Source organism: Cryobacterium sinapicolor (assembly GCF_004403465.1).
GTDB lineage: Bacteria > Actinomycetota > Actinomycetes > Actinomycetales > Microbacteriaceae > Cryobacterium > Cryobacterium sinapicolor.
In genome coordinates this window covers 64,544-89,401 of the sequence record NZ_SOGQ01000034.1, presented here as the reverse complement: position 1 = coordinate 89,401, position 24,858 = coordinate 64,544, and the positions used below count along the sequence as shown (strand labels likewise).

General features: G+C 68.7%; 21 protein-coding genes. 15 read left to right on the top strand and 6 right to left on the bottom strand.

What is annotated here, in order from left to right:
* The first annotated feature begins 63 nt into the window (after positions 1-63).
* The 10 genes from E3T28_RS07605 to E3T28_RS07560 all read left to right on the top strand — a co-directional run bounded on the left by E3T28_RS07605 (position 64) and on the right by E3T28_RS07560 (position 10,559).
* A complete protein-coding gene (locus E3T28_RS07605) occupies positions 64-1,185 on the top strand; it encodes a mannose-1-phosphate guanylyltransferase (protein ID WP_134429450.1) in 1,122 nt (373 codons plus the stop codon).
* A gap of 212 nt (positions 1,186-1,397) precedes the next feature.
* On the top strand, positions 1,398-2,489 hold the full coding sequence (locus tag E3T28_RS07600; protein ID WP_134429561.1) for a BMP family lipoprotein: 1,092 nt from the start codon (positions 1,398-1,400) through the stop codon (positions 2,487-2,489).
* Positions 2,490-2,675: 186 nt separating this feature from the next.
* Positions 2,676-4,196, top strand: coding sequence for an ABC transporter ATP-binding protein (locus E3T28_RS07595; RefSeq protein WP_134429449.1), 1,521 nt, complete (start codon positions 2,676-2,678; stop codon positions 4,194-4,196).
* A complete protein-coding gene (locus tag E3T28_RS07590; protein ID WP_174776823.1) occupies positions 4,193-5,461 on the top strand; it encodes an ABC transporter permease in 1,269 nt (422 codons plus the stop codon). Before E3T28_RS07595 ends, E3T28_RS07590 begins: the two co-directional genes overlap by 4 nt.
* Positions 5,458-6,753, top strand: a complete 1,296-nt coding sequence (locus E3T28_RS07585) for an ABC transporter permease (RefSeq protein WP_370260436.1) — start codon at positions 5,458-5,460, stop codon at positions 6,751-6,753. Before E3T28_RS07590 ends, E3T28_RS07585 begins: the two co-directional genes overlap by 4 nt.
* Complete coding sequence (locus E3T28_RS07580; RefSeq protein ID WP_255575855.1) at positions 6,750-7,187, top strand: cytidine deaminase; 438 nt, start codon at positions 6,750-6,752, stop codon at positions 7,185-7,187. The genes E3T28_RS07585 and E3T28_RS07580 overlap by 4 nt, the downstream gene beginning before the upstream one ends.
* An 8-nt stretch (positions 7,188-7,195) precedes the next feature.
* Positions 7,196-8,503 carry a thymidine phosphorylase gene (locus E3T28_RS07575; protein WP_198417168.1) on the top strand — a complete coding sequence of 436 codons (1,308 nt, stop codon included), beginning with the start codon at positions 7,196-7,198 and terminating at the stop codon, positions 8,501-8,503.
* Between the two features lie 157 nt (positions 8,504-8,660).
* Complete coding sequence (locus E3T28_RS07570) at positions 8,661-9,782, top strand: adenosine deaminase (protein WP_134429445.1); 1,122 nt, start codon at positions 8,661-8,663, stop codon at positions 9,780-9,782.
* A 43-nt stretch (positions 9,783-9,825) separates the two neighbouring features.
* Entirely contained in the window at positions 9,826-10,290 is a 465-nt protein-coding gene (locus tag E3T28_RS07565) for a PTS sugar transporter subunit IIA (protein ID WP_134429443.1), read from the top strand.
* The gene (locus tag E3T28_RS07560) at positions 10,287-10,559 is read left to right on the top strand and encodes a PTS sugar transporter subunit IIB (RefSeq protein ID WP_134429441.1); all 273 of its coding nucleotides are present in this window, start codon (positions 10,287-10,289) and stop codon (positions 10,557-10,559) included. The genes E3T28_RS07565 and E3T28_RS07560 overlap by 4 nt, the downstream gene beginning before the upstream one ends.
* Before the next feature lie 317 nt (positions 10,560-10,876).
* Here the strand turns inward: E3T28_RS07560 and E3T28_RS07555 are convergent, their stop codons facing one another.
* Together E3T28_RS07555 and E3T28_RS07550 are read right to left on the bottom strand one after the other, a co-directional pair.
* The gene (locus E3T28_RS07555) at positions 10,877-12,652 is read right to left on the bottom strand and encodes a phospho-sugar mutase (RefSeq protein ID WP_134429554.1); all 1,776 of its coding nucleotides are present in this window, start codon (positions 12,650-12,652) and stop codon (positions 10,877-10,879) included.
* A 134-nt stretch (positions 12,653-12,786) separates the two neighbouring features.
* Positions 12,787-13,620, bottom strand: a complete 834-nt coding sequence (locus E3T28_RS07550; protein ID WP_134429440.1) for a purine-nucleoside phosphorylase — start codon at positions 13,618-13,620, stop codon at positions 12,787-12,789.
* A gap of 191 nt (positions 13,621-13,811) precedes the next feature.
* Here E3T28_RS07550 and E3T28_RS07545 point away from each other — a divergent pair, with 191 nt between their 5' ends.
* A complete protein-coding gene (locus tag E3T28_RS07545) occupies positions 13,812-15,248 on the top strand; it encodes an NAD(P)H-quinone dehydrogenase (protein WP_134429439.1) in 1,437 nt (478 codons plus the stop codon).
* A gap of 131 nt (positions 15,249-15,379) precedes the next feature.
* On the opposite strand, the gene E3T28_RS07540 is transcribed toward E3T28_RS07545, so the two are convergent.
* Together E3T28_RS07540 and E3T28_RS07535 are read right to left on the bottom strand one after the other, a co-directional pair.
* Positions 15,380-17,164 carry an acetyl/propionyl/methylcrotonyl-CoA carboxylase subunit alpha gene (locus tag E3T28_RS07540; protein ID WP_134429438.1) on the bottom strand — a complete coding sequence of 595 codons (1,785 nt, stop codon included), beginning with the start codon at positions 17,162-17,164 and terminating at the stop codon, positions 15,380-15,382.
* A 109-nt stretch (positions 17,165-17,273) separates the two neighbouring features.
* Positions 17,274-17,927 carry a Maf family protein gene (locus E3T28_RS07535; RefSeq protein ID WP_134429437.1) on the bottom strand — a complete coding sequence of 218 codons (654 nt, stop codon included), beginning with the start codon at positions 17,925-17,927 and terminating at the stop codon, positions 17,274-17,276.
* A 45-nt stretch (positions 17,928-17,972) separates the two neighbouring features.
* On the opposite strand from E3T28_RS07535, the gene E3T28_RS07530 reads away from it, so the two are divergent.
* From E3T28_RS07530 to E3T28_RS07515, 4 genes are all read left to right on the top strand, one after another.
* Entirely contained in the window at positions 17,973-19,286 is a 1,314-nt protein-coding gene (locus tag E3T28_RS07530) for a class I SAM-dependent RNA methyltransferase (RefSeq protein WP_134429436.1), read from the top strand.
* 109 nt (positions 19,287-19,395) lie between these two features.
* On the top strand, positions 19,396-20,052 hold the full coding sequence (locus E3T28_RS07525; protein WP_134429552.1) for a response regulator transcription factor: 657 nt from the start codon (positions 19,396-19,398) through the stop codon (positions 20,050-20,052).
* Positions 20,039-21,337, top strand: coding sequence for a sensor histidine kinase (locus E3T28_RS07520; protein ID WP_134429435.1), 1,299 nt, complete (start codon positions 20,039-20,041; stop codon positions 21,335-21,337). The genes E3T28_RS07525 and E3T28_RS07520 overlap by 14 nt, the downstream gene beginning before the upstream one ends.
* Positions 21,334-22,371: a hypothetical protein gene (locus E3T28_RS07515; RefSeq protein WP_134429434.1), complete on the top strand. Its 1,038-nt coding sequence runs from the start codon at positions 21,334-21,336 to the stop codon at positions 22,369-22,371. The genes E3T28_RS07520 and E3T28_RS07515 overlap by 4 nt, the downstream gene beginning before the upstream one ends.
* Positions 22,372-22,807: 436 nt before the next feature.
* Here E3T28_RS07515 and E3T28_RS07510 read toward each other — a convergent pair whose 3' ends face one another.
* Together E3T28_RS07510 and E3T28_RS07505 are read right to left on the bottom strand one after the other, a co-directional pair.
* The gene (locus E3T28_RS07510) at positions 22,808-23,110 is read right to left on the bottom strand and encodes an acyl-CoA carboxylase epsilon subunit (protein WP_134429433.1); all 303 of its coding nucleotides are present in this window, start codon (positions 23,108-23,110) and stop codon (positions 22,808-22,810) included.
* A 9-nt stretch (positions 23,111-23,119) separates the two neighbouring features.
* Positions 23,120-24,733 carry an acyl-CoA carboxylase subunit beta gene (locus E3T28_RS07505; protein WP_420898264.1) on the bottom strand — a complete coding sequence of 538 codons (1,614 nt, stop codon included), beginning with the start codon at positions 24,731-24,733 and terminating at the stop codon, positions 23,120-23,122.
* Between the last annotated feature and the right edge of the window lie 125 nt (positions 24,734-24,858).

Here is a 24,858-nt window from a genome sequence, read left to right as displayed (position 1 = left end):
AGGCCCCCCGGCGGGCAGGTGAACGCACCGTGAACGGCGCGGACCGGGCGGTAGTCTGGCCGAATGCCTCAGTCCACGGAACCTCTTGACCGTTTCTACAGCGTGATCCCGGCCGGTGGCATCGGATCCCGGCTGTGGCCTCTCTCACGTGCCGACGCCCCCAAATTCCTGCACGACCTGACCGGGTCCGGCCAGACCCTGCTGCGGGCCACCTGGGACCGGCTCGCGCCGCTGTCGGGCGAGCAGCGCATCATGGTCGTCACCGGTCGCGCGCACCGGGCCGCCGTCGAGGAGCAGCTGCCCGAGCTGGCCGACCGGAACGTGGTGCTCGAAAGTGAGCCGCGCGAATCCACCGCCGCGATCGGCCTGGCCGCGGCCATCCTGGAGAAACGCGAACCGGGCGTCATCATCGGCTCCTTCGCCGCCGACCACGTGATCAAGGGGCCCCACCTGTTCCGTCAGGCGGTCGCCGACGCCGTGCGCGCCGCCGACGCCGGCTACATCGTCACCATCGGAATCCAGCCCACGGAGCCGGCCGTCGGCTTCGGCTACATCAAGACCGCCGGCCCCCTGGACATCGCCGGAGCAGCCAGCGCCCTCTCGGTGGATTCCTTCGTGGAGAAGCCCGACCTGGCCACGGCTCAGGACTACCTGGCGAACGGCACCTATTTCTGGAACGCCGGCATGTTCATCGCCCGCGCCGACCGCCTGCTCGAAGAGATCGGGGCGTCTGAGCCCGAACTGCTCGCCGGGTTGCTGGAACTCGCCGACGCCTGGGACACCCCGCGGCGCGGCGCCGTGGTCGACCGTGTCTGGCCGCGTCTGAAGAAGATCGCGATCGACTACTCGGTCGCCGAACCGGTTGCCGCCCGCGGCAAGCTGGCCGTGATTCCCGGACAGTTCGACTGGGACGACGTCGGCGACTTCGCGTCGATCGCGAAAATCCTCGCCAACGGCCGCAAGCGGGACCTCGCCATCCTCGGCGAGGGTGCCCGGGTGCTCGCCGACTCCTCGAGCGGGATCGTGGTCAGTCACACCGGGCGGATGATCGCCCTCATCGGCGTCGAGGACATCGTGGTGGTCGACACCCCGGACGCCCTCCTGATCACCACCAGCGCCAACGCGCAGAAGGTGAAGGCCGTCGTCGACGCGCTGAAGCTGTCCGGGAGTAGCGACGTCCTCTAACCGGCATCGAACCCCCCGATCGAGGGCACTTTTGCACTGGATGGGGCCGCGGTGGCGGGCAGGGCTGCCGCGGGCCAATATCGCGTCTTGATAACCTTTCGCGCGCGGGCCGGGTTTGCTCCTTTGAGCAGTGGATCTTTCGGTAGCGTGTAGTCCAATACAGCCCCCTGCGAACCCGCGCCGGGCGACCATTGGAGGTCATTTTGACAATCATGAAACGACGGGTCGCATTCAGCGGCCTCGCCACGCTGGGCGTCGTGGCCCTTCTCGCAGCTTGCGCGCCGGCGCCGACCGATGAGGGAACCACCGGCGGTGCCGAGTCGGACTACCTGCCCTGCATCGTCTCCGACTTCGGCGGATTCGACGACAAGTCGTTCAATCAGTCCAGCTTCGAGGGCATCACGAAGGCGTCCGACGACCTGGGAATCGAATTCCAGCAGGCCGAGTCCAAGTCGGAGGACCAGTACGGCCCGAACGTCTCCAGCATGGTCGACCAGGGCTGCGACTTCGTCCTCACGGTCGGTTTCGCCCTGGCCAATGCCACCCGCGACGCCGCCCAGGCCGCGCCGGACACCAACTTCGCGTTGATCGACTCCGCGCTCTCCAACGATGACTTCAGCCCGCTCGAGCTCGAGAACGTGAAGCCGGTCCTGTATGACACCGCGCAGGCCGCCTTCCTGGCCGGCTACCTGGCCGCAGGCACCTCCAAGACCGGTGTCGTCGGAACCTTCGGCGGACTCCAGTTCCCGTCGGTCACCATCTTCATGGACGGCTTCGTCGACGGCGTCGCGTACCACAACGAGAAGAAGGGCACCGATGTCAAGGTCCTCGGCTGGGACAAGGCCGCTCAGACCGGTCTCTTCGCCGGTGGTTTCGACGACATCAACCAGGGCAAGGCCCTGAGCACCGGGCTGATCGACGGCGGCGCAGACATCATCCTCCCGGTTGCCGGACCGCTCTTCCAGGGCACCGCGCAGGCCATCCAGGACTCCGGCAAGGACGTCGCCATCATCGGTGTCGACAGCGACCTGTTCGAGACCACGCCCGAATTCGCTCCGCTGTACCTCACCTCGGTGCTGAAGAAGATGACGGATGCCACCGAGCAGATCATCCTCGATGACGCCGAAGGCGACTTCTCGGCCACCCCGTACGTGGGCACGCTCGAGAATGAGGGCGTCGACATCGCCCCGCTCCACGACTGGGAATCCAAGGTCGACCCCGCGGTCATGACCGAGATCGAGGCCATCAAGGCCGACATCATCAGCGGCGCCCTCACGGTTGAGTCGCCCGCGACCCCGAAGTAGCACCGAAGCACCACAGCAGCACAAGAAACGCAGTCGGGGAGGCACGCATCGAGCGGGCCTCCCCTCCCGCCTTAAAGGGTGCACTCCGTGAGGCCGAGTTCAGGCACACGCGAGCGAACTCTGTCCTCCCGCCAACATATGAGCAAGAGCGTCAACTTTCGCTCGCCACTGAATAGAATCGTCCACATGAAGCTCGAACTTCGAGGCATTACGAAGAGATTCGGTGCCCTGGTCGCTAACGACCACATTGACCTCACCGTCGAGGCCGGAGAAATCCACGCACTTCTCGGTGAGAACGGCGCGGGGAAATCCACCCTGATGAACGTGCTCTACGGCCTGTACCGGGCCGAGGAGGGCGAGATCCTGCTCGACGGTGTCCCGCAGCACTTCAGCGGACCCGGCGACGCCATGGCCGCGGGAATCGGCATGGTGCACCAGCACTTCATGCTGATCCCCGTGTTCACCGTGGCCGAGAACGTCATGCTCGGGCATGAGGAGACCAAGACCGGCGGTCGCCTCGACCTGCCCGCTGCTCGCCAGCACGTCCGCGAGATCTCCCAGCGCTTCGGTTTCGACGTCGACCCGGACGCCCTCGTCGAGGACCTCCCCGTGGGCGTGCAGCAGCGGGTCGAGATCATCAAGGCGCTCTCCCGAGACGCGAAGGTACTCGTCTTCGACGAGCCGACCGCCGTGCTCACCCCGCAGGAGACCGACGAGTTGATGGTCATCATGCGCCAGCTCAAGGCCAGCGGAACCTCGATCGTCTTCATCACGCACAAGCTGCGCGAGGTGCGCGAGGTCGCCGACCGGATCACCGTCATCCGTCTGGGCAAGGTCGTCGGCGAGGCCTCCCCGACCGCGACCAACGTCGAACTGGCCACCCAGATGGTCGGCCGTGCCGTCGACCTCACCGTGGACAAGTCTCCGGCCCGGCCCGGTGCGGCGGTTCTCTCAGTGAAGAACCTCACCGTGCTCGACCCGCACGGGCAGATCCTCGTCAACAACGTCAGCTTCGACGTGCACAGCGGCGAGATCCTCGCCATCGCGGGGGTGCAGGGAAACGGCCAGACCGACCTCACCGAGGCGCTGATGGGCCTGCAGCCGCGGGTCTCCGGTGAGATCACCCTCGACGGCACGTCGCTGCGCGGGCACTCGGTGCGCCAGGTGCTCGAAGCCGGTGTCGGTTTCGTTCCGGAGGACCGCAACGAAGACGGCCTGGTCGGCGAATTCAGCATCGCCGAGAACCTCATGCTCGACCGCTCGAATTCGAAACCCTTCGTGAAGCGCTGGAACGTGCAGCGAGCCGTCCTCGCCGCGTTCGCCGAGAAGAAGGTCACGGAGTTCGACGTGCGCGCCCAGGGCATCGAGACCCCGGTCGGCAAGCTCTCCGGCGGCAACCAGCAGAAGGTCGTGCTCGCCCGCGAGCTCGGCCGTGACCTGCGCCTCTTCATCGCGGCCCAGCCCACCCGCGGACTCGACGTCGGTTCGGTGGAGTTCGTGCACGAGCGCATCGTGGCGACCCGGGATGCCGGCACGCCCGTGATCGTCATCTCGACCGAGCTCGACGAGGTGGCGGCCCTGGCCGACCGGATCATGGTCATGTACCGCGGGCGCATCGTCGGCATCGTTCCCGGCGACACGCCGCGCGCCGTTCTTGGTTTGATGATGGCCGGCGAAACGCCCGCCGGAGAAGGAGCTGCCGCGTGAGCGCGACACAGGGTCCCATAACCGAGTCAGGGACGCCGGCGACGCCGGACCCCGAACAGCCGTCCCGCTGGAACCAGGCGTTCCGCGAGATCACCACCGGCAACGCCATCATCTCCGTGCTCGCCGTCGTGCTCGCACTCTTCGTCGGCGGCATCATGATCGCCTTCACCAACGACGGTGTGCAGGAAGCCGCCGGTTACTTCTTCTCCCGGCCGGGCGACCTGCTGCGGGAAGTCTGGAACTCCGTGGCCGGTGCGTATTCGGCCCTGTTCCAGGGGTCGGTCTACAACTTCCGCCGGCCGAGTTTCGCGGCCGGCATCAAGCCGCTCACCGAAACGCTCACCTTCGCCACCCCGCTGATCATGGCCGGGCTCGGCGTGGCCCTGGGCTTCCGGGTGGGCATGTTCAACATCGGTGGTCGCGGCCAGATGCTGATCGCCGCAGCCCTCGGCGGCTGGGTCGGCTTCGCGGTCGACCTGCCCTACGGCCTGCACATGGTCGCCGCCCTCGTGGCCGGCGTCCTCGGCGGTGCCCTCTGGGGCGGGATCGTGGGTCTGCTCAAGGCCCGCACCGGTGCCCACGAGGTGATCACGACGATCATGCTCAACTACGTCGCCTTCTACCTGGTCAGCTACCTGCTGCGCGAGGGCTTCCTGAAGACGCCCGGGTCGAACAACCCGAAGAGTCCGGCGACCAAGGCCACCGCGGTCTTCCCCGATCTGTTGGGCTCGACCTACTCCCTGCACTTCGGGTTCATCCTGGCCATCGCCGCCACGATCTTCACCTGGTGGCTGCTGTCCCGGTCGAACCTGGGCTTCCAGTTCCGGGCCGTGGGGCTGAACCCCCACGCGGCGCGCGTCGCCGGCATCAGCGTGAAACGAATCTACGTCTACGCGATGCTGTTCTCGGGCGGGCTGATCGGCCTGGCCGGCATCAACCAGGTGCTCGGCACCACCACGAGTGGGTTTGGTGCCGGGCTCGACTCGGGCATCGGCTTCGACGCGATCACGGTCGCCCTGCTGGGCCGGTCCAAACCGTGGGGCGTGTTCGCCGCGGGCATCCTGTTCGGAGCGTTCAAGGCCGGCGGCTTCTCGATGCAGGCGGCCGAGGGTGTGCCGATCGACATCGTGCTCGTCGTGCAGTCGCTGATCGTGCTCTTCATTGCGGCTCCGCCTCTCGTGAGGGCCATCTTCCGCCTGCCGGCCCCGGGTTCCGCGCCCCGCCGTGCACTGCCCAACGTTTCCCAGGAGGTGGCTGCAAAGTGAGCACAGTAGCTCCGGCCGTCCAGCCCGTATTGCCCGCCGCAGACGATCGCCCCGAGTTCGAGAACGTGAAGAGCTGGAAGGCTCCGATCGCCCTCGGAGTCTTCACGGTTTTCGCCTTCGTGCTCCTGGTGGTCTTCGGCCGCGAGGGTGTCAGCACCATGCGGCTCTCCACCACGAGCGACCTGATCCAGCTTCCCGATCTCGAGCTGCCCACCCGGATGACCGGCATCGTCATCAGCGTGCTGCTGCTCCTGATCGCGGGCGTGAGCGTGTGGCTGGTGCAGTCCCGGCGCAAGGTGCCGATCTGGCTGATCGCCGTTTTCGCGGTGCTCTTCCTGATCGGATTCCTGGTCTGGGCCGCCGCCGGCGAGTCCATCCCGGTGCCCGGACTGCTCTTCGGTTCGCTCAGCCTGGCCGTACCGCTGATCTTCGGCGCACTCGGCGGTGTCATCTCCGAGCGGGTCGGCGTCGTCAACATCGCGATCGAGGGCCAGCTGCTCGCCGGGGCGTTCACCTCGGCCATGGTGGCGTCCCTGACCAACCAGCCCATCCTCGGCCTCGTCGCGGCCATGTTCGCCGGTGTGCTCGTCTCGATGGTGCTCGCCTCGTTCTCGATCAAGTACTTCGTCGACCAGGTCATCGTCGGTGTCGTGCTCAACGTGCTCGTGATCGGCGTCACCGGCTTCCTCTACTCCCAGGTGATGGCGCCCAATGCGGCGCTGCTCAACCAGCCGCCGCGGTTCGAGCGCATCAACATCCCCCTGCTCAGCGAGATCCCGATCATCGGCCCGGTCTTCTTCCGGCAGACGCTGATCGTCTACATCATGTACGTGGCCGTCGCCCTGGTGTACTACGGCATCTTCCATACCCGGTGGGGCCTGCGCCTGCGCAGCGTGGGCGAGCACCCTCAGGCGGCCGACACGGTGGGGATCAACGTCGCCCGCACCCGGTTCTGGAACGTGTCGCTCGCCGGCGCGATCGTCGGACTCGGCGGCGCCTATTTCACCCTCGGTTCGGTCGGCGCTTTCGGCAAGGAGATGACCGCCGGAGCCGGCTTCATCGCCCTCGCCGCCGTGATCTTCGGCCGCTGGGACCCGATCCGGGCCACCCTCGCAGCCCTCCTGTTCGGGTTTGCAAGCAACCTGCAGAACGTGCTCAGCATCATCGGCTCGCCAGTGCCGAGCGAGTTCATGCTCATGCTGCCGTATCTGGTCACCATCTTCGCCGTAGCCGGGTTCGTCGGAATGTCCCGGGGCCCGGCGGCATCCGGCAAGCCGTACATCAAATCGTGACCGGGACCACGCCGGGCGCCCTCTCGAAGGCCGCCGAAATCGACTGGGTCGCTCTGCGGGAAGCCGCCACGACGGCGATGGGCAAGGCCTACGTGCCGTACTCGAAATTCCCGGTCGGTGCCGCGGCCCTGGTCAGCGACGGGCGGGTGATCAGCGGATGCAACGTGGAGAACGCCTCCTACGGGCTCACCCTCTGCGCCGAGTGCGCCCTCGTCTCCATGCTGCACCTGACCGGCGGTGGCCACCTCGTCGCGTTCACCTGCGTCGACGGCAACGGACGCACGCTGATGCCCTGCGGCCGCTGCCGCCAGTTGTTGTACGAACACTCCGCGCCCGGCATGCTGCTGCAGACCGTGTCGGGTGTGCGCACCATCGATGAAGTGCTGCCGGACGCCTTCGGGCCGAGGCAGCTCGCCGAATACCAGGAAGAGTAGTTGTGAGCTTGAACCAGAATCGTATCGAGGCCTTCGACGCCGTGGACCTGATCCACGCCAAGCGTGATCGGGGTGAGCTCAGCACGCCGCAGATCGACTGGCTGATCGACGCGTACACGCGCGGCTACGTCGGCGACGAGCAGATGGCCGCCATGACCATGGCGATCTTCCTGAACGGCATGAATCGCCGGGAGATCAAGGATCTCACCATGGCGATGCTCAACAGTGGCGAGCGGATGAGTTTCGCCGGCCTCGGCAAACCGACCACCGACAAGCACTCCACCGGCGGCGTCGGCGACAAGATCACCCTGCCGCTGATGCCCCTTGTGGCCGTCTTCGGCGCGGCCGTGCCGCAGTTGTCCGGCCGCGGCCTCGGTCACACCGGCGGAACCCTCGACAAGCTCGAATCGATCCCCGGCTGGCGCGCACACCTGACCAACGAGGAGATGTTCGCGCAGTTGCAGGAATTCGGCGGCGTGATCTGCGCCGCCGGCGGCGGGCTCGCCCCGGCCGACGGCAAACTCTATGCGCTCCGCGACATCACCGGCACCGTCGAGGCGATCCCGCTGATCGCGTCGTCGATCATGTCGAAGAAGATCGCCGAGGGCACCGGCGCCCTCGTCCTCGACGTGAAGTTCGGGTCGGGCGCATTCCTGAAAGACATCGAACGCTCCCGCGAACTCGCCCGCACCATGGTGGCGCTGGGAGAGGACGCGGGCGTGGCGACATCCGCTCTGCTCACCAACATGAACGTGCCGCTCGGGCTTGCCATCGGAAACGCCAACGAGGTGCGTGAATCGGTCGAGGTCCTCGCCGGCGGCGGGCCGGCGGATGTCGTCGAGCTCACCGTGGCCCTGGCCCGGGAGATGCTCGCCCTGGTCGGCATCACCGACGTCGACGTAGAATCCGCCCTCACCGACGGGCGCGCCATGGACAAGTGGCGCGACGTGATCCGTGCGCAGGGCGGCGACCCCGACGCCCCGCTGCCCATGGCCCGCGAAACCCACGTCGTCACCGCCGAGCGCGACGGGGTGCTCGTGGAGCAGCAAGCACTGCCGTTCGGCATCGGCGCCTGGCGCCTCGGCGCGGGCCGGGCCCGCAAGCAGGATCCCGTGCAGCACGCCGCCGGAATCGACCTGCACGCCAAGCCCGGCGACACCGTGCGAGCCGGCCAGCCTCTGTTCACCCTCAGCGCCGACGAGCCCGAGCGCTTCGCGCGGGCCCTGGAAGCCGTGGACGGCGCCTACCGCATCGGCGACCCCGGGGAACCCGTGCTCGACGGCGGCCCGCTGATCGCCGAGCGCATCGGGCGCTAAGCCGCCGGTACGGCCCCGTTCCGCGCGTCCTCGGGCCGTGCGCTCTGGGGCCGTGCGCCCTCGGGCCGTGCGCCGCGGGCCCGCTCATCTGAGCGGATGTGCGGGCCTGGTCGGCCCAGCAGCGTGACTCTCAGCACCCAGCCGGTAGATTGGAGGGGTGAACAAGAGCCCTGAGGATTATCTGCTGCCCGGAGCCGGCACCAGCATCAACGCGCTGCCGAAGATCTCGCTACACGACCACCTCGACGGCGGGCTGCGCACCCAGACCATTATCGAGCTGGCCGAGGCGGTCGGGGCGTCCCTGCCGGCGACAGATGCGGCGGCGCTGGGCTCGTGGTTCAGCACCCAGGCCGACTCGGGCAACCTGGTCGACTACCTGAAGACCTTCGACGTGACCGTCGGCGTCATGCAGACCCGCGAGGGACTAGTGCGCGTGGCCCGCGAATTCGTGGAAGACCTCGCCGCCGACGGCGTGATCTACGGGGAGGTCCGCTGGGCGCCCGAACAGCACCTGACCCGTGGACTTACCCTCGACCAGGCGGTGGAGGCGGTGCAGGAAGGCATCGAGGCCGGCATGGCGCTGGTCGCCGACGCCGGTTCCCGGATCCGAATCGGCCAGTTGATCACCGCCATGCGGCACGCGGATCGGAGCCTGGAGATCGCTGAGCTCGCCGTGCGGCACCGCTCCAACGGGGTCGTCGGTTTCGACATCGCCGGCGCCGAACTGGGGTTCCCGGCCCACAATCACCGGGACGCGTTCGACTTCCTGGCCCAGGCCTTCCTGCCCGTCACCGTGCACGCAGGCGAGGCCGACGGGCTGGAGAGCATCCGCGGGGCGCTCTACGACGGCCGGGCGCTGCGCCTGGGCCACGGCGTGCGCGTGGCCGAGGACATCGTGATCGGCCGCGAAGACGCGGAGAACACCTATGTCACGCTCGGCCCGGTGGCGCAGTGGGTGCGCGACCGCGAGATCGCCCTTGAGCTGAGCCCGTCGTCGAACCTGCAGACCGGCGCGATCGCCACCTGGGGCGAGGACCTGCTGGACCACCCCTTCGACCTGCTCTACCAGCTGGGCTTTCGGGTCACGGTCAACACCGACAACCGGCTGATGAGCAACACGACCCTGACCAAGGAGCTCGCACTGCTCAGCGATGCGTTCGGCTACGACATCGACGACCTCGAGGTGTTTCAGCTCAACGCTGCGCAGGCCGCGTTCCTGCCGCTCGAGGAACGCGAAGAGCTGGCCGACACCATCGTCGCCGGTTTCGAAAGCGCCTGATCTCCTCTCGAAAGCCGACCACCTATACCCCGTGAAAGTTCCCATGCCCCTTCCGCCCCTGCCCCTCGAAGCCATCGCGATCGGCGTCCACGTCGACGACTGGCGCGGCGCGGTGGCCGCCGCCGGTGACGCCCTCGAGCGTTCCGGTGCCACGACCCCCGAATACACGAAACGCATGATCGCCGTCATCGAGGAGTTCGGCGCCTACGTGGTGATCGCCCCCGGGCTGGCCCTCGCCCATGCCCGGCCCGGCCCCGATGTGCACTCCGAGGGCCTCAGTATCGTGACCCTGGCCGAACCGGTCGCGTTCGGACATCCGCACAACGATCCGGTCAGCGTGGTGCTCGGCCTCGCCGTCACCAGCTCCGACGAGCACGTGCTGCTCGTGGCCGAGCTGGCCAACGTCTTCAACGACCCGCACGTCATCCCCTCGCTCGCCGCGGCGACGGAGGCCGACGCCATCCGTGCCCTGCTCGGCGTGCCCACACCAACCGAGGAGCCCTCATGAAGATCGTCGCCCTCTGCGGGGTGGGAGTGGGAACTTCCGCCATCCTCAAAATCAACGCCGAGCGTGCGCTGGCGCGGCTCGACATCGAGGCCGATGTGACCGCCACCGACGTCGCCGGCGTGCGCACGGTCGGCGCGGATGCGCAGGTTATCCTGACCTCCTCCGAGCTGGTCGCCGCCATCGGCAAAACCAACGCCGACATCGTCGTGATCGACAACTACTTCGACGTGGACGAGCTTGCCGCCAAGCTGGAAGCAGCCCTGGGCTGACCTGCGCCCTGTCCATCGGCCTGCTGCCCGTCGGTGTCCCCGGCTGCCTACCGCCCCTTGACTTGCCTCCCGCCCGTTGACTTGCCGCCCGCCGGTGCCCGTGCCACCCGTTGAGTCGCCTGCCGCCCGTTGGCCTGCCGGCCGCGCGACGGTGCCCGTGGCACCAGTTGACCCGCTCGCCCCCGTGTTGTGGCGCTGTAGCGGTGCCGGGCCCGGGACCCACACGCCAAAGTGCCCGTTCCGGTCGAGAGTGCCCGCTCTAGCGGGCACTCTCGACCGGAACGGGCACGGTGACGGCGGTGGGAACCGCCCGGGGGCTAGGCGATCAGCTCGCGCATGCCTCGGTCCAGCTCGGTGAGGGTCGCCTCGGCGGCGGCCCGGCGTTCGGCGACCGTGCCGTTGGAACTGCTGGTGTCGAGGTAAACCTTGAGCTTCGGCTCGGTGCCGCTCGGGCGCACCATGACACGCGAACCGTCGGCCAGGCGGATGCGCAGCACGTCGCTGGGCGGCAGCCCGTTGAAGCCCTCGGAGAGGTCGTCGATGTGGTCGACGGCGAGGCTGCCGACGAAGGCCGGGGGCGTCTCGCGCAGCCGCGCCATGACCCGCTCGATCTCGGTCAGGTCGGTGACGCGCACGGAGATCTGACCGGAGGCGAAATGGCCGAAGCGTTCGCTGAACCGGTCGAGGTGCTGGGCCAGGGTGATCCCTTCCGCCTTCAGGTCGCTGACCAGGGAGAGCAGCGCCACCGCGGCGGAGATACCGTCCTTGTCGCGCACGGTCTCGGGGTTCACCAGGTAGCCGAGGGCCTCCTCGAAGCCGAAGATCAGACCGGGCGCGCGCGACACCCACTTGAAGCCGGTGAGGGTGTCGGTGAACCGGAGCCCATAGGCCTTCGCCACTGCTTCCAGCGCCGGGGTGGATACGATGGAGCAGGCGAGGGTGCCGGTGGCGCCGCCGTCACCGGTGGCGCTCGCGGCCAGTTCGGCGGCCCGCCAGCCGAGGATGGCCCCGACCTCGTTGCCGCTGAGACGACGGTAGCCGCCGGGATAACCCTCGTGCGGGATGGCGATCGCGAGGCGGTCGGCATCCGGGTCGTTGGCGATGATCAGTTCGGCGCCGGCCTCCCGGGCCGTTTCATAGGAGAGGTCCATTGCGCCGGGTTCCTCGGGGTTGGGGAAGGAGACCGTGGGGAAGGCGGAGTCCGGGGCTATCTGCGCGTCGACGAGGGTGGGCAGGTCGAAGCCGGCGGCCTCGAACACCCGGCGGGTGGTATCCCAGCCGACGCCGTGCAGGGCCGTATAAACGGTGTTGACCTGGGCCCGCGGTCGGTGCGCGAGGCCCGCCGTCGCGTCGATGTAGGCCTGCACGACCGCCTCGGGGGCGGTCTCGTAGGGTGCACGGGGCAGATCGGGAACCCGTTCCTCCGCGGCGACGCGCAGGATCTCGGCTGCGATAGAGGCGTCGTCGGGCGAGACGATCTGCGAGCCCTGGTTGGCTCCGCCCAGGTAGACCTTGTAGCCGTTGTCGTTGGGCGGATTGTGCGAGGCGGTGACCATGATGCCCGCGCCGACGTCGAGGTGGCGAACCGCGAACGCGAGCACAGGGGTCGGCAGCAGACGGGGGAGCAGGATCGCGCGCACCCCGGCTCCAGCCATGATCGCGGCCGAGTCGGTAGCGAAGACCTGCGAGTTCTTGCGCCCGTCGTAGCCGATGACGACCGACGGGACCCGGCCCGGGGCTGTGGTCCTCTTCAGGAAGGCGGCCAGGCCTGCGGCGGCCTGGCAGACGAGCACGCGGTTCATCCGGTTGGAGCCGGCGGCGATGGCACCGCGCAGCCCGGCCGTGCCGAAGGCGAGGCGCTCGTCGAAGCGGTCGTGCAGTTCAGCGAGAGCCGTGGCGTCGCCGTCTCCGGCACCGCGCAGCAGCAGGCGCAACTCGGCCTGGGTCTCGGGATCGGGGTCCTGGCCGAGCCAGGCGTTGGCCACGGCGATCACGGAGATGGCGGCATCCGTGGCCGGAGCGGGATCGGTTCCGGTCTCGACATTCGTGCCGGTGCCGGTGCCGGTGTCGGCGTCGACGGTCTCGATGACCATCGTGTCGGGAAGGGCGGTGGCGTCGGATTCGGTGCCGGCATCGGTGGTGGGGTCAGTGCCGGGGTCGGTGGTGGGAGCGGCGTCTGCGTCGGCGGAGTGTCGGCCGGTCGCCTGCGGGCCGGTGTTGTCGAGGCTCACAGTGCGGCCACGATCCGGGCGAGGAGCGCGCTGATGACGGGCTCGGCGAGCGCGCCGGCCTCGAGCACCTCGGAGTGACTGAGCGGCTCCTGCTGGATACCGGCCGCGAGGTTGGTGATCAGGGACAGGCCGAGGACCTCCATGCCGGACTGGCGGGCGGCGATCGCCTCGAGGGCGGTCGACATACCCACGATGTGGCCGCCGATGACCTTGGCCATCTGCACCTCGGCGGGCGTCTCGTAGTGCGGGCCGCGGAACTGGCAGTACACGCCCTCGTCGAGCGACGGGTCGATGGTGCGGGCAAGGTCGCGCAGGCGGCGCGAGTAGAGGTCGGTGAGGTCGACGAACGTGGCGCCCTCGAGGGGCGAGTCGGCCGTGAGGTTGATGTGGTCGCTGATCAGCACCGGGGTGCCGGCTCTCCAAGTCTCTCGGATGCCGCCGGCACCGTTGGTGAGGATCATGGTCGTCGCGCCGGTGGCGGCGGCGGTGCGCACACTGTGCACGACCCGGCGGACGCCGTGGCCCTCGTAGTAATGGGTGCGGGCGCCGATGAGCAGGGCGCGCTTTCCGTTGGGCAGGAGCACCGACCGCAGCGTGCCGGCGTGGCCGGCCAGTGCCGGTGCACTGAAACCGGTGATGTACTGCGCGTCGAGGGTGTGCGTGGTCTCGCCGATGAGATCGGCGGCCTTGCCCCATCCGCTGCCCAGGGTCAGGGCGATGTCGTGGTGGGCTACGCCCGTGGCCTCGGCGATCTCAGAAGCGGCGGTCCGTGCAACTTCGAACGGATCGGTTTCTGGCGTGTCAAGCGGATTAATGTCGGTCTTCAGCATTCCCCCACTCTAATTGCCCGCCGATTTCGGAGATGGTCCGTTGCCCAATTCGACGGAGATTCTGCAAATGAGCAGCCGAAAAAGGGCCGCAACGTCAGTTTTCGGCAGAATCTCCGTCGAATTGGTTCGCGGGTGGGGGAGCGGGGCCCCGGGGTTTGGCGGCGGGCGCGCCGGGGCAGGAGAATATGTGCATGGCCTACGACTTCGAACGCAAGCAGCGCATCGCTATCCTCGGCGGGGGTCCCGGCGGGTACGAGGCCGCACTGGCCGGCGCCCAGCAGGGCGCCGAGGTCACCCTGATCGAACGCGTCGGCGTGGGCGGTTCGGCCGTGATCACGGATGTCGTCCCATCCAAGTCCCTCATCGCGACGGCCGAGGCCACCAACTCGATCCACGATGCGACCGAGCTCGGCGTGCAGCTGTTCGTGCGCGGGGACAAGGGCAAGCCGGCCCGCCCCGAGGTGGCCATCAACCTCGCCGCGGTCAACAAGCGGCTCCTGGCCCTGGCCCGGCAGCAATCCGAAGACATGAAGGCGACCCTGATGCGCGCCGGGGTGAACCTGGTGCACGGCCACGGCCGACTGGACGGCACCCGCGGAGTGATCGTGTCCACGGCCGAGGACGGCTCCGGCATCGACTTCGACCGGATCGAGGCCGACACGATCGTCGTCTCTGTCGGGGCGACCCCGCGCATCCTGCCGACCGCCATCCCCGACGGCGAGCGCATCCTCACCTGGACGCAGCTCTACAACCTGCGGGCCGTGCCCGAGCATCTGGTCGTCGTGGGCTCCGGCGTCACCGGGGCCGAATTCGCCTCCGCCTACCGCGCCCTCGGTGCCAAGGTCACCCTGATTTCCAGCCGCGACCGGGTGCTGCCCGGCGAGGACGCCGACGCCGCGAACGTGGTCGAGAACGTCTTCAAACGCAACGGCATGGTCGTGCTCAGCAAGTCCCGCGCCGAGTCCGTCGTACGCACCGAGGTCGGCGTGCTCGCCACACTGTCTGACGGCCGCACCGTCGAGGGCAGCCACTGCCTGATCGCGGTCGGATCCGTTCCGAACACGAAGGGCCTCGGCCTCGAGGAGGCCGACGTGCAACTCACCGAATCCGGTCACATCCGGGTGAACCGGGTCGCGCGCACGTCGATGCCGAACATCTACGCGGCCGGGGACTGCACGACCGAGCTGCCGCTGGCATCCGTCGCCTCGATGATGGGGCGCACCGCCGTGTTCCACGCCATGGGCGACGCGGTCAACCCGATCGAGATCCGCAACGTCGCGGCGAACATCTTCACGCAGCCGGAGATCGCCACGGTCGGCTGGACCCAGAAGCAGATCGAGGACGGCCTCACCCGCGGCAGCATCTACAAGCTCCCGCTGGCCTCGAACCCGCGCGCCAAGATGATGGGCATCAAGGACGGCTTCGTCAAGCTGTTCGCCACCACCACCACCGGAACCGTGATCGGCGGCGTGATCGTGGCACCCAAGGCCAGCGAACTGATCTTCCCGCTGGCCCTGGCCGTGGAGCACCGGCTCACCGTCGACGAGGTCGCGCGCGCGTTCCCGGTCTACCCGTCGCTGACGCATTCGATCACGGATGCCGCCCGCGCCATGCACATCGTGCTCTGACCTCCCCGCCTGCCCGCCGTTGCGGAGAAAACACCTTCGTTTCGGTAGCGAGGGTGTCATGTCCGCAACTCGCGGGTCAGTGGGAGCGGACGGGGGAGGAGCGGCGGGCTGGGACGAGCGGGCGTCGCGCGTCAGGCTCCGACAGGGTCGCCGTCGAGGACGGCCATCAGTAGGAAGCCGGAGGCCACGGTCGCTCCGATGATCGCGCCGATGTTGCCGACGACGCCGTCCTTGTGCGCGGTCAGCGGCTGCTCCATCTTCATGGCCTCGAGCACGAGCAGCAGGTCGCCCTTGACGACAAGGTCTCCCTCTGCCACGGCCACCTTCACGATGGTCGCCTGCATCGGGGCGTGCACGGCATCACCGGTAGCGGAGCTGACGGCGTGGGAGCCGCCGCGCCGACGGGGTGCCGGGCCGGCCGTGCTCTCGGAAGCCCCGCCGGGCAGCAGGCGGACCGGCAAGCTGACCTCGATCCGCCGCCCCTCCACCTCGACGACGACGTTGTGGTGCTTCGCGGGGCCGGTCAGCTCCTCCGGTGAGCCGTTCCACGGCTCGATGTCGTTGACGAACTCGGTTTCGATCCACCGGGTGAAGATGGTGAACGGCTCGCCGTTCGCCGGGGCGAAGGCAGGGTCGCGCACTATCCGGCGGTGGAACGGGAGCACGGTGGGGAGACCGGCGACCTCGAACTCGTCCAGGGCCCGGCGGGAGCGCTCGAGCGCCTCCTCCCGGGTGGCGCCGGTGACGATGAGCTTGGCGAGCAGGGAGTCGAACGAGCCCGAGATGACGTCACCGGCCGTGACACCGCTGTCCACGCGCACACCGGGGCCGCCGGCGGGCTTGAAGACGTGCACGGGTCCCGGGGCCGGCATGAAGCCGCGGCCGGCATCCTCGCCGTTGATGCGAAACTCAAAGGAGTGCCCGATCGGCGCCGGGTCGGGGTAGTCGAGGCGGCCGCCCTCGGCCAGGCGGAACTGCTCTCGCACCAGGTCGATTCCGGTCACCTCCTCGGACACGGGATGCTCGACCTGCAGCCGGGTGTTGACCTCCAGGAATGAGACGGTGCCGTCCTGTCCGATCAGGAATTCGCAGGTGCCGGCGCCGACGTAGCCGACCTCGGCGAGGATCGCCTTGGACGCGCGGTACATCTCGTCACGCTGCGCGTGGGTGAGGAACGGCGCCGGAGCCTCCTCGACCAGCTTCTGGTGGCGGCGCTGCAGCGAGCAGTCGCGGGTGGAGACGACGACGACGGTGCCGTCCGCGTCGGCGAGGCACTGAGTCTCGACGTGGCGCGGCTTGTCCAGGTACTTCTCGACGAAGCACTCGCCGCGACCGAACGCGGCGATGGCCTCGCGGGTTGCGGAGTCGAAGAGTTCGGGCACCTCCTCGCGGGTGCGGGCGACCTTGAGGCCGCGCCCACCGCCGCCGAAGGCCGCCTTGATGGCGACCGGCAGGCCGTGGAGGTCGACGAAATCGAGCACCTCCGCGGCATCCGCCACCGGGTTGAGAGTGCCGGGCGCCATGGGCGCGTGCACCTTCTCGGCGACGTGCCGGGCGGAAACCTTGTCACCGAGCTTCTCGATGGCGTCGGGGGAGGGGCCGATCCAGATCAGGCCGGCGCCGATCACGGCGCGGGCGAAGTCGGCGTTCTCGGCGAGGAACCCGTAGCCGGGGTGCACGGCATCGGCGCCGGACCGTCGGGCCACGGACAGCAGCTTCTCGATGACCAGATAGGTGTCGGCGCTCGTGGTTCCGTCGAGACCGTAGGCCTCGTCGGCCAGATGCGAATGCATCGAGTCGCGATCCTGGTCGGCGTAGACGGCAACCGAGGCTATGCCGCTGTCTTTTGCGGCTCGGATCACCCGGACGGCGATTTCGCCCCGGTTTGCGATGAGGACCTTCGTTATTGGGGGCACAGTGCCCTAGCTTATGGGGCAGAGCAGCCGGGTTTTTGGTTCTCTCCCACAAAAAGGGGTGCGGGAAAGGTGCGGATGCCTACAATCGGGCTCGAAGACCGGCGCCCTGTCAGTCGCGGGGGCGGTTCCACAGGCTCGGCCACGCGTGGCCCAGCCCGGTCACGAGCCGGCGCAGGGTCGGCAGCGAGAGCCCGACAACGGTGGACGGATCCCCGCTGATGTGGGTGATGAACGGCGCCCCGAGGCTGTCGATGGTGAAGGCCCCGGCCACGTACAGAGGCTCGCCGGTAGCGATGTAGGCGTCCAGCTCGGCGTCCTCGATGTCGTCGGCGAAGGTGACGTCGGCGACGGCCACGGCGCCGACAGCCCGCCCGGCCACGCCCTCCGAGTGCTCGATCAGCCAGTGTCCCGAGTACAGCTGCCCGGTGCGGCCGCGCTGCAGGTGCCAGCGTTCCCGCGCCTTCGCGGCGGTGTGCGGTTTGCCGTAGATGACGTCGTCGATCACGAAGACCGAGTCGCCCCCGAGCACCAGGCCGTCGCCGATGTCGCCGCTGCCGGTCAGGGTGCGGGAGACGGCCTCCGCCTTGGCCCGAGCCAGCAACTCCACGACCCGGTGGGGGGTGAGCGGCCCACCGGCGGCTCGGGCGGCATCGGCGGCGACCACGTCCTCGTCGACGTCGGGCGCGACGGTGACGGGCTCGATCCCGGCGGTGCGCAGCAGCATCAGCCGGGCCGGAGACGTGGACGCGAGGTACAAGCGCATGGGTTTCCTTCGATCGGGGCGGGAGCGGTGTGGGATCATCGAAGGATGGGCACCAGCAATGACATTCAGGCAGATTCGAGCGGGCACTCCGCAGAAGTGGGCGCGGAACTCGAACTCGACGTCACCAACGTAGCTCACGGCGGTATCTTCATCGCCCGGCACGAGGGCCGCGTGGTCTTCGTGAGCGACACCCTGCCGGGGGAGCGCGTGCGCGCCCGGCTGACCTCTGCCAGCCACAAGAGCTTCTGGCGGGCGGAGACCGTTGAGGTCCTCACCCCCGCACCGGAGCGCCAGCCGCACATCTGGGCTGCGGCTGCCCTCGACCGTGACCCCGTCGACCGTGCCGGCGGCGCCGAGTTCGGACACATCGAGCTCGGCTTCCAGCGTGAGCTGAAGCGGCAGGTTCTGGCCGACGCCCTGAAACGGATGGCCGGCATCGAGTCCGAGGTCGCCGTCGAGCCGGTCCCGGTCGGCCCCAACGCCTCGCCCGGAGACGCTGCCGACGGCACCGGCTGGCGCACCCGCGTGCGCCTGCACGTCGACGAGGACGGCTCGGTCGGCCCCTACGCCGCCCGCTCGCACCGGGTCATCCCGGTCGGCGACCTGCCGCTGGCCGACCGCCTGCTGGAGGCGGCCGCACCGCTGGACAAAATGTTCCCCGGCGCCGCATCCGTCGATATCGTCGCCCCGAGCCTGGGCACCGTGCAGATCCTGGTGGCGGAACAGGACGACAAGGGCCGTCGCCGCCACACCCCGAAAACACTGATCCGCGAGGTCGTGGGCGAACGCGAGTTCCGCCTCGACGCCGCCGGGTTCTGGCAGGTGCACACCAGCGCCGCCGAGACCCTCTACCGCGCGGTGCAAGACAGCATCGACCCGGATGCCTTCGATCCGCGGGCGGCGAACCTGGACCTCTACGGCGGGGTGGGCCTGCTCGCCGCCGCTGTGGGCGACCGCTTCGGCAGCACCGTGCGGATGACCAGCGTCGAGAGCGACCCGCAGGCCACCGATTTCGCGGCCGAGAACCTCGCCGAATGGGTCGGGGCCAGCGTGCAGACCTCCCGCGTCGACCGGTTCCTGAACGCTCTGGTGCGCGATTCGAGCGCCGCCGACCGGGCCCGCCAGGCGGCCGCCACGGTGATCCTCGACCCGCCCCGCTCCGGCGCCGGCAAGGAAGTCATCGACCTGCTCGCCGCCGTCGGACCGGCCCAGATCGTCTACGTGGCCTGCGACCCGGTCGCCCTGGCCCGCGACATCGCCCTCCTCGCCGGCCATGGGTACACCCTTCGCCGACTGCGTGCCTTCGACCTGTTCCCCAATACCCACCATGTCGAAGCCGTCGCGCTCCTGTCCCGGTAGCTATCGTTGACGTGTACGACAACGTGAGGACGTAGGAACCGTGAACCAGCCAGCAGCACCTCTCCCCTCGGCCCCGGGAACCCCCGACGCCGGCGCGCAAAACCATCCCGTGCGGGTGGGTATCGCCGACGATCACGAGTCGGTGCGCCTGGGCATCAAAGCGGCCTGCGAGAACGTCGGCTATGAGGTCGTCTTCACCGCACCCACCGTGCAGGAGCTGGTGGACGGCATCGACGGCCGCGCCGTGGACGTCATCGTGCTCGACCTGTCGCTGGGCGACGGATCCCGCGTTACCGACAATGTGCACCGGGCCCAGAGCACGGGGGCGTCGGTGCTCGTGCACAGTATCGCCGACCGGGTCGCCCTGGTGCGCGAGGCGCTCGCCGCCGGTGCGGCCGGCGTCATCCCCAAGTCGTCGCCCACGACGACGGTCATGGCGGCCGTCGCATCCGTGGCCCGCGGCGATGTGCTCAACAACCTCGAATGGGCCACGGCCATCGACGCCGACCGCGACTTCGCCAAGGCCCAGCTCGGCCGGCGCGAACGCGATGTGCTGCACCTCTACGCCTCGGGACTCCCGCTCAAGATGGTGGCGATGCAGCTCGGCATCGCGCATTCGACCGCCCGTGAGTACCTCGACCGAATCCGCGTGAAATACGTGGAGGTCGGCCGTCCGGCACCCACCAAGGTGGACCTGCTCCGGCGCGCCGTCGAAGACGGAATCCTGCCGGGCCTCGACCCGGATGGCGGAGATGCCCGCGGGTGAGCCTGCGGGCGCCGGAACACGGGGCTCCACCGCGGCGCAGCCAGACGCCGAGCTGCTAGATTCCGATCTGATCGGGAGACCCAAACAGCCGCGGAACCCGATCAGCCGCACCCGGATCGAAGTCGTGGCGTCGCGTTCCGTCGCCGGGGTCGGCGTGGTCTTCGCCCTCCAGGCGATGCCGATTATGCTCGCTCAGGCACCGGTGCGGATGCCGGTGATGGGTTTGCTCACGCCGCTGCTGCTCGGTCTGTCGCTGGCCGCCGTCGTGGTGGCCGCCGTGACCAAGGTCGGGGTGCGGGCAGCCGCCGGAACCGTCGCGATGTTCTACCTGGCGGCGCTGCTGGCCTGGCCGCTCCTGATGCGCGACCCTGCGGCCGTGCTCGACGGAAAACCGTGGCTCTGGTACATGTGCACGATCGCAACGGCCTGCGCAGCCCTGGCCTTCCCGGTGCTCTGGGCCGTGATTTACACGGTGGTCGTGCCGATCGTCTATGGGGTGGTGCGGTCGATGCCGTCCGGCGGCGACGCCGATTTCCTCCTGTCGTCCCTGGACGCGGTCTACGCGATCATTCTCGGCCAGGTCATCCTGATCATCATCTTCATGCTGCGGCAGACGGCCCTTGCGGTCGACAACGCCCAGACCAACGCGCTGCACCAGTACGGGAACGCCGTGCGCCAGCATGCGACGGAGGTCGAGCGTGTGCAGGTCGACTCGATCGTGCACGACAGCGTGCTGGCCACGTTCCTCGCCGCGGCCGCGGCCTCCAGCCCGAAGGCGGCGGAACTGGCCTCCGGCATGGCAGCGGATGCTCTCACCCGGCTCAACGACGCAGCCATCGTGCCGGCCGGCGACGACAGCATGGTTCCCTTCAGCGAGCTCAGCGCGCAGATCCGGGCCGCCGCGGACCGGCTGCCGGTGCCGTTCGACGTCGTCGGGTGCGAGATCGACGGGCTGCGCCTCCCGGCCCACGCGAGCGAAGCGATCCTCGCCGCTAGCGTGCAGGCCATGGTGAACAGCGCCCAGCATGCCGGCACGCCGAGCTTCGAGCCCGACCGGACCCTGACGATGAACGGCAACGCCCAGGGCGGCTGCACCATCACCATCGCCGACACCGGCGTGGGCTTCGACCCGGACCTGGTGCCGGCGGAACGGCTCGGACTGCGCATCTCAATCCAGGATCGGGTGGCCAGCGCCGGCGGATCCGTGCGGGTGTGCGCGGCGGTCGGCCGCGGCACGACCATCACCCTCGAGTGGCCGCCGGCCGAGGACGGACGCCCCGAATGATCACCGTTCCGCGCGGACTCGTGCTCTCCCTGGCCGCCATGTTCTCCACTTACCACGTCGTGCTCGGCTTCTACTCGCTGGGCCAGCCGCGCAGCCCGGTGCCGGCGGCACTGGCGCTTCTCGTCTACTGCGTGGCGACCGTGCTCAGCCTCTGGCCGACGAGCCCGATCCGGATGCCGCTGTGGCTGGCGTACTTCAACATCGCCGTCTGCGCGATGCTGCCGCTGCTCGTGGGGAGCCAGCTGGACGGCTCCGTCGACAACGGCTACGCCACCTGGTACGTCGCGGCAGTGGGCACCCTGATGACCATCACCGCGACCCGCCGGCGCCCGTGGCTCGCCTGGGTCGGCGCGGCGACGCTGGTCGTGCACACGGTCTTCTGGGCCGGCCCGGCCGCCCTGGGGTCGATGGGCGTCATCGGAAGCGTGGTCTGGGTCGCGGTCGCGGTCATCCTGGCGCGGGCGTTGGCGAAGGCCGGCCGCGACGCCCGGCAGTACGCCCTGGCCGAGCAGGAGGCCACCGAGTGGCAGGCCGCCCAGGAAGCGCACCTCTACGAGCGCCAGGTGCGGCTTGCCCAGACCATCCGGTTGGCCGCACCCATGCTGCGGAGCATCATCGACCAGGGCGGTGAGCTGACCGCCGAGCAACGGCAGGAGTCCCGCTACCTGGAGGCGGCCGTGCGGGACGAGATCCGCGGTCGCAAGCTGCTCAATGACGCCGTCCGCGACGCGGTGATGGCCGCCCGCCGCCGCGGCGCCATCGTCACCCTGCTCGACGAGGGCAGCATCGACGACATCCGCGGCTCGGAGCTGGAAGCGGTGCTCAACACCCTGGCGGACGCGATCGACTCAACCACGGCCGACACGATCATCGCCCGCACCGCGGGCGACGGATCCGCGACAGCGGTCACCGTCGTCGGTCTCAGCAGTGCGGACGCCAGGTTGAGCGCCCTCGGCCAGGAGTCGCCGGAACCCGAGGTGCACCTCTGGCTGGAGATTCCGCGCAACCCGGTGCTCATGTCCGGTCAGGGTTAGGTCAGCCCCGGCGGGACTGCGCGCCCGGCGCCGAACCAATTCGACGGAGATTCTCTCCTCAAGGGGATTTTTCGCGGCGTTCAGGGCCATTCTCGGCAAAATCTCCGTCGAATTCGTTGGGGACGGAGTTGCTCCAGGCCTCGGAGTCGAACGACGCGGCGGTGTGCAACACCCGTCCATCTGGGCCAATCGCGCCGCACATGCGAAAGGGACCAACCGTGCGGTTGATCCCTTTCGACTTTCGTGCCAGGGCGACAACCCGAATGTCACCCTGACTTGCCCCCAAAACCCGACTGCTTACCCTAGTCGACGGGCTTTGGTTGTGGACCTCCGAGGATTTCCACCAGCAAAACCAATCTTGGTCGAACCGATTCGGCAATATAAGTCGGCATTTAGGGGGACCGGGAGTCCCTTCCCGAACCGAAGGTCCGCAGGGTCAGGCCGAGAACCCGCGCCAGTGGCCTCGGCCGGGCGTCAGAGGCACCCGGACACCTCGCTGGCTGCGGTGCCAGGCGCTCTGGCCTCGCGCCGGCGCCTGATGCAGGTTGTCGGACTCCTCACGCACCAGGCCGTGCAGCACGGCCGACACGGCCGCCGCTTCGGTGGAGGTGACGCCGCGGGTCACGAAGCGCAGCCCGGGCACCGCAGGAACGTCGGGCGCTGCGGACCCGTCGTGCTCGGCTGAGCCCGGGGAGCCCGAGTCGGGCAGGTGAGTTGTGGAATTCGATGGATCGGTCATGACGCCCGCTTACAGCGGAATGTTCCCGTGCTTCTTGGGCGGCAGGCTCGCTCGCTTGGTGCGCAGGGCGCGCAGTGCCTTGGTCACCGCGACGCGCGTCGTGGCCGGCTCGATAATGCCGTCCAGCTCGCCGCGCTCGGCCGCCAGAAACGGGCTGGCCACGTTGTAGGTGTACTCGTTGGCCAGGCGGGTGCGCACGGCGGCGACATCTTCCTCGGCTGCCTCGGCCTTCTTGATCTCGGCGCGATACAGGATGTTCACGGCGCCCTGTCCACCCATCACGGCGATCTCCGCGGTCGGCCAGGCCAGGTTGATGTCCGCGCCGAGCTGCTTGGAGCCCATCACGATGTACGCGCCGCCGTAGGCCTTGCGCAGGATGACGGTGACCAGAGGCACGGTCGCCTCCGCGTAGGCATAGAGCAGCTTGGCGCCGCGGCGGATGATTCCGGTCCACTCCTGGTCGGTGCCGGGCAGGAACCCGGGCACGTCGACCAGGGTGAGGATCGGAATCGAGAACGCGTCGCAGAACCGCACGAAACGGGCCGCCTTCTCGCCGGCCGGGATGTTGAGCGTGCCGGCCATGGCATTGGGTTGGTTGGCGACGATACCGATCGAACGTCCCTCGACCCGGGCGAAGCCGACGACGATGTTCGGTGCGAACAAGGGCTGAGTCTCGAGGAAGTCACCATGGTCGACGATGTGCTCGATCACGGTCTTCACGTCGTAGGGCTGGTGCGCGGAGTCGGGGATGATCGTGTTCAACGACCGATCGGCATCCGTCGTCTCGAGTTCGATGTCGCTGTCGAACACGGGCAGGTCGGCCAGATTGTTGTCCGGCAGGTAGCTGAGCAGGGTGCGGGCGTAGTCGAGGGCGTCGGGTTCGTCGCTGGCCAGGTAGTGCGCCACCCCGGAGATCGTGTTGTGGGTGAGCGCGCCGCCGAGCTCCTCCATGCCGACGTCTTCGCCGGTGACGGTCTTGATCACGTCGGGGCCGGTGACGAACATCTGGCTGGTCTTGTCGACCATGATCACGAAGTCGGTCAGGGCGGGGGAGTAGACGGCGCCGCCGGCGGCCGGGCCGCAGATGATCGAGATCTGGGGGATGACGCCGGACGCGGCCGTGTTGCGGCGGAAGATCTCGCCGTACTTGCCGAGGGCGACGACACCCTCCTGGATGCGGGCTCCGCCGGAGTCGAGGATGCCGATGATGGGCACCCCGGTCTTGAGGGCGAGGTCCATCACCTTGATGATCTTCTCGCCGGCGACCTCGCCGAGCGAACCGCCGAAGATGGTGAAGTCCTGCGAGTACACGCAGACCTGGCGGCCGTGGATGGTGCCGGTGCCCGTGACGACGGCGTCGCCGTAGGGCCGCTTCTTCTCCATGCCGAACGCGTGCGTGCGGTGCCGCACGAACTCGTCGAGCTCGACGAAGGAGCCCTGGTCGAGGAGCAGCTCGATCCGCTCCCGGGCGGTCATCTTGCCCTTGGCGTGCTGTTTCTCGATCGCGGCCTCGCCGCTGGCGGTCACGGCTTCGTGATAGCGCAGCTTGAGGTCGGCGAGCTTTCCAGCCGTCGTGTACAGGTCGGGGCCCGCAAGGGGCGAGTTCTCAGTCACGCGGTTCACTCTACCGGCCAGCCCCGGCCCCCGATCGTTGACGATTGTCTACAAAAACCGGCCGGTTTGCTGGTCGGGTGCGCCCGCATCCCCGTGGCCAAGGGCTGAAATACCGTGGCCAACTCCTGAGAACT

What these genes read in the sequence shown, in the direction of transcription:
- E3T28_RS07605 (WP_134429450.1), top strand. Translation starts at nt 64, where the DNA reads ATGCCTCAGTCCACGGAACCTCTTGACCGTTTCTACAGCGTGATCCCG.
- E3T28_RS07555 (WP_134429554.1), bottom strand. Translation starts at nt 12,652, where the DNA reads ATGGTCATCGAGACCGTCGACGCCGACACCGGCACCGGCACCGGCACG.
- E3T28_RS07515 (WP_134429434.1), top strand. Translation starts at nt 21,334, where the DNA reads ATGATCACCGTTCCGCGCGGACTCGTGCTCTCCCTGGCCGCCATGTTC.
- E3T28_RS07520 (WP_134429435.1), top strand. Translation starts at nt 20,039, where the DNA reads ATGCCCGCGGGTGAGCCTGCGGGCGCCGGAACACGGGGCTCCACCGCG.
- E3T28_RS07600 (WP_134429561.1), top strand. Translation starts at nt 1,398, where the DNA reads ATGAAACGACGGGTCGCATTCAGCGGCCTCGCCACGCTGGGCGTCGTG.
- E3T28_RS07545 (WP_134429439.1), top strand. Translation starts at nt 13,812, where the DNA reads ATGGCCTACGACTTCGAACGCAAGCAGCGCATCGCTATCCTCGGCGGG.
- E3T28_RS07595 (WP_134429449.1), top strand. Translation starts at nt 2,676, where the DNA reads ATGAAGCTCGAACTTCGAGGCATTACGAAGAGATTCGGTGCCCTGGTC.
- E3T28_RS07510 (WP_134429433.1), bottom strand. Translation starts at nt 23,110, where the DNA reads ATGACCGATCCATCGAATTCCACAACTCACCTGCCCGACTCGGGCTCC.
- E3T28_RS07565 (WP_134429443.1), top strand. Translation starts at nt 9,826, where the DNA reads ATGCCCCTTCCGCCCCTGCCCCTCGAAGCCATCGCGATCGGCGTCCAC.
- E3T28_RS07560 (WP_134429441.1), top strand. Translation starts at nt 10,287, where the DNA reads ATGAAGATCGTCGCCCTCTGCGGGGTGGGAGTGGGAACTTCCGCCATC.
- E3T28_RS07535 (WP_134429437.1), bottom strand. Translation starts at nt 17,927, where the DNA reads ATGCGCTTGTACCTCGCGTCCACGTCTCCGGCCCGGCTGATGCTGCTG.
- E3T28_RS07550 (WP_134429440.1), bottom strand. Translation starts at nt 13,620, where the DNA reads ATGCTGAAGACCGACATTAATCCGCTTGACACGCCAGAAACCGATCCG.
- E3T28_RS07530 (WP_134429436.1), top strand. Translation starts at nt 17,973, where the DNA reads ATGGGCACCAGCAATGACATTCAGGCAGATTCGAGCGGGCACTCCGCA.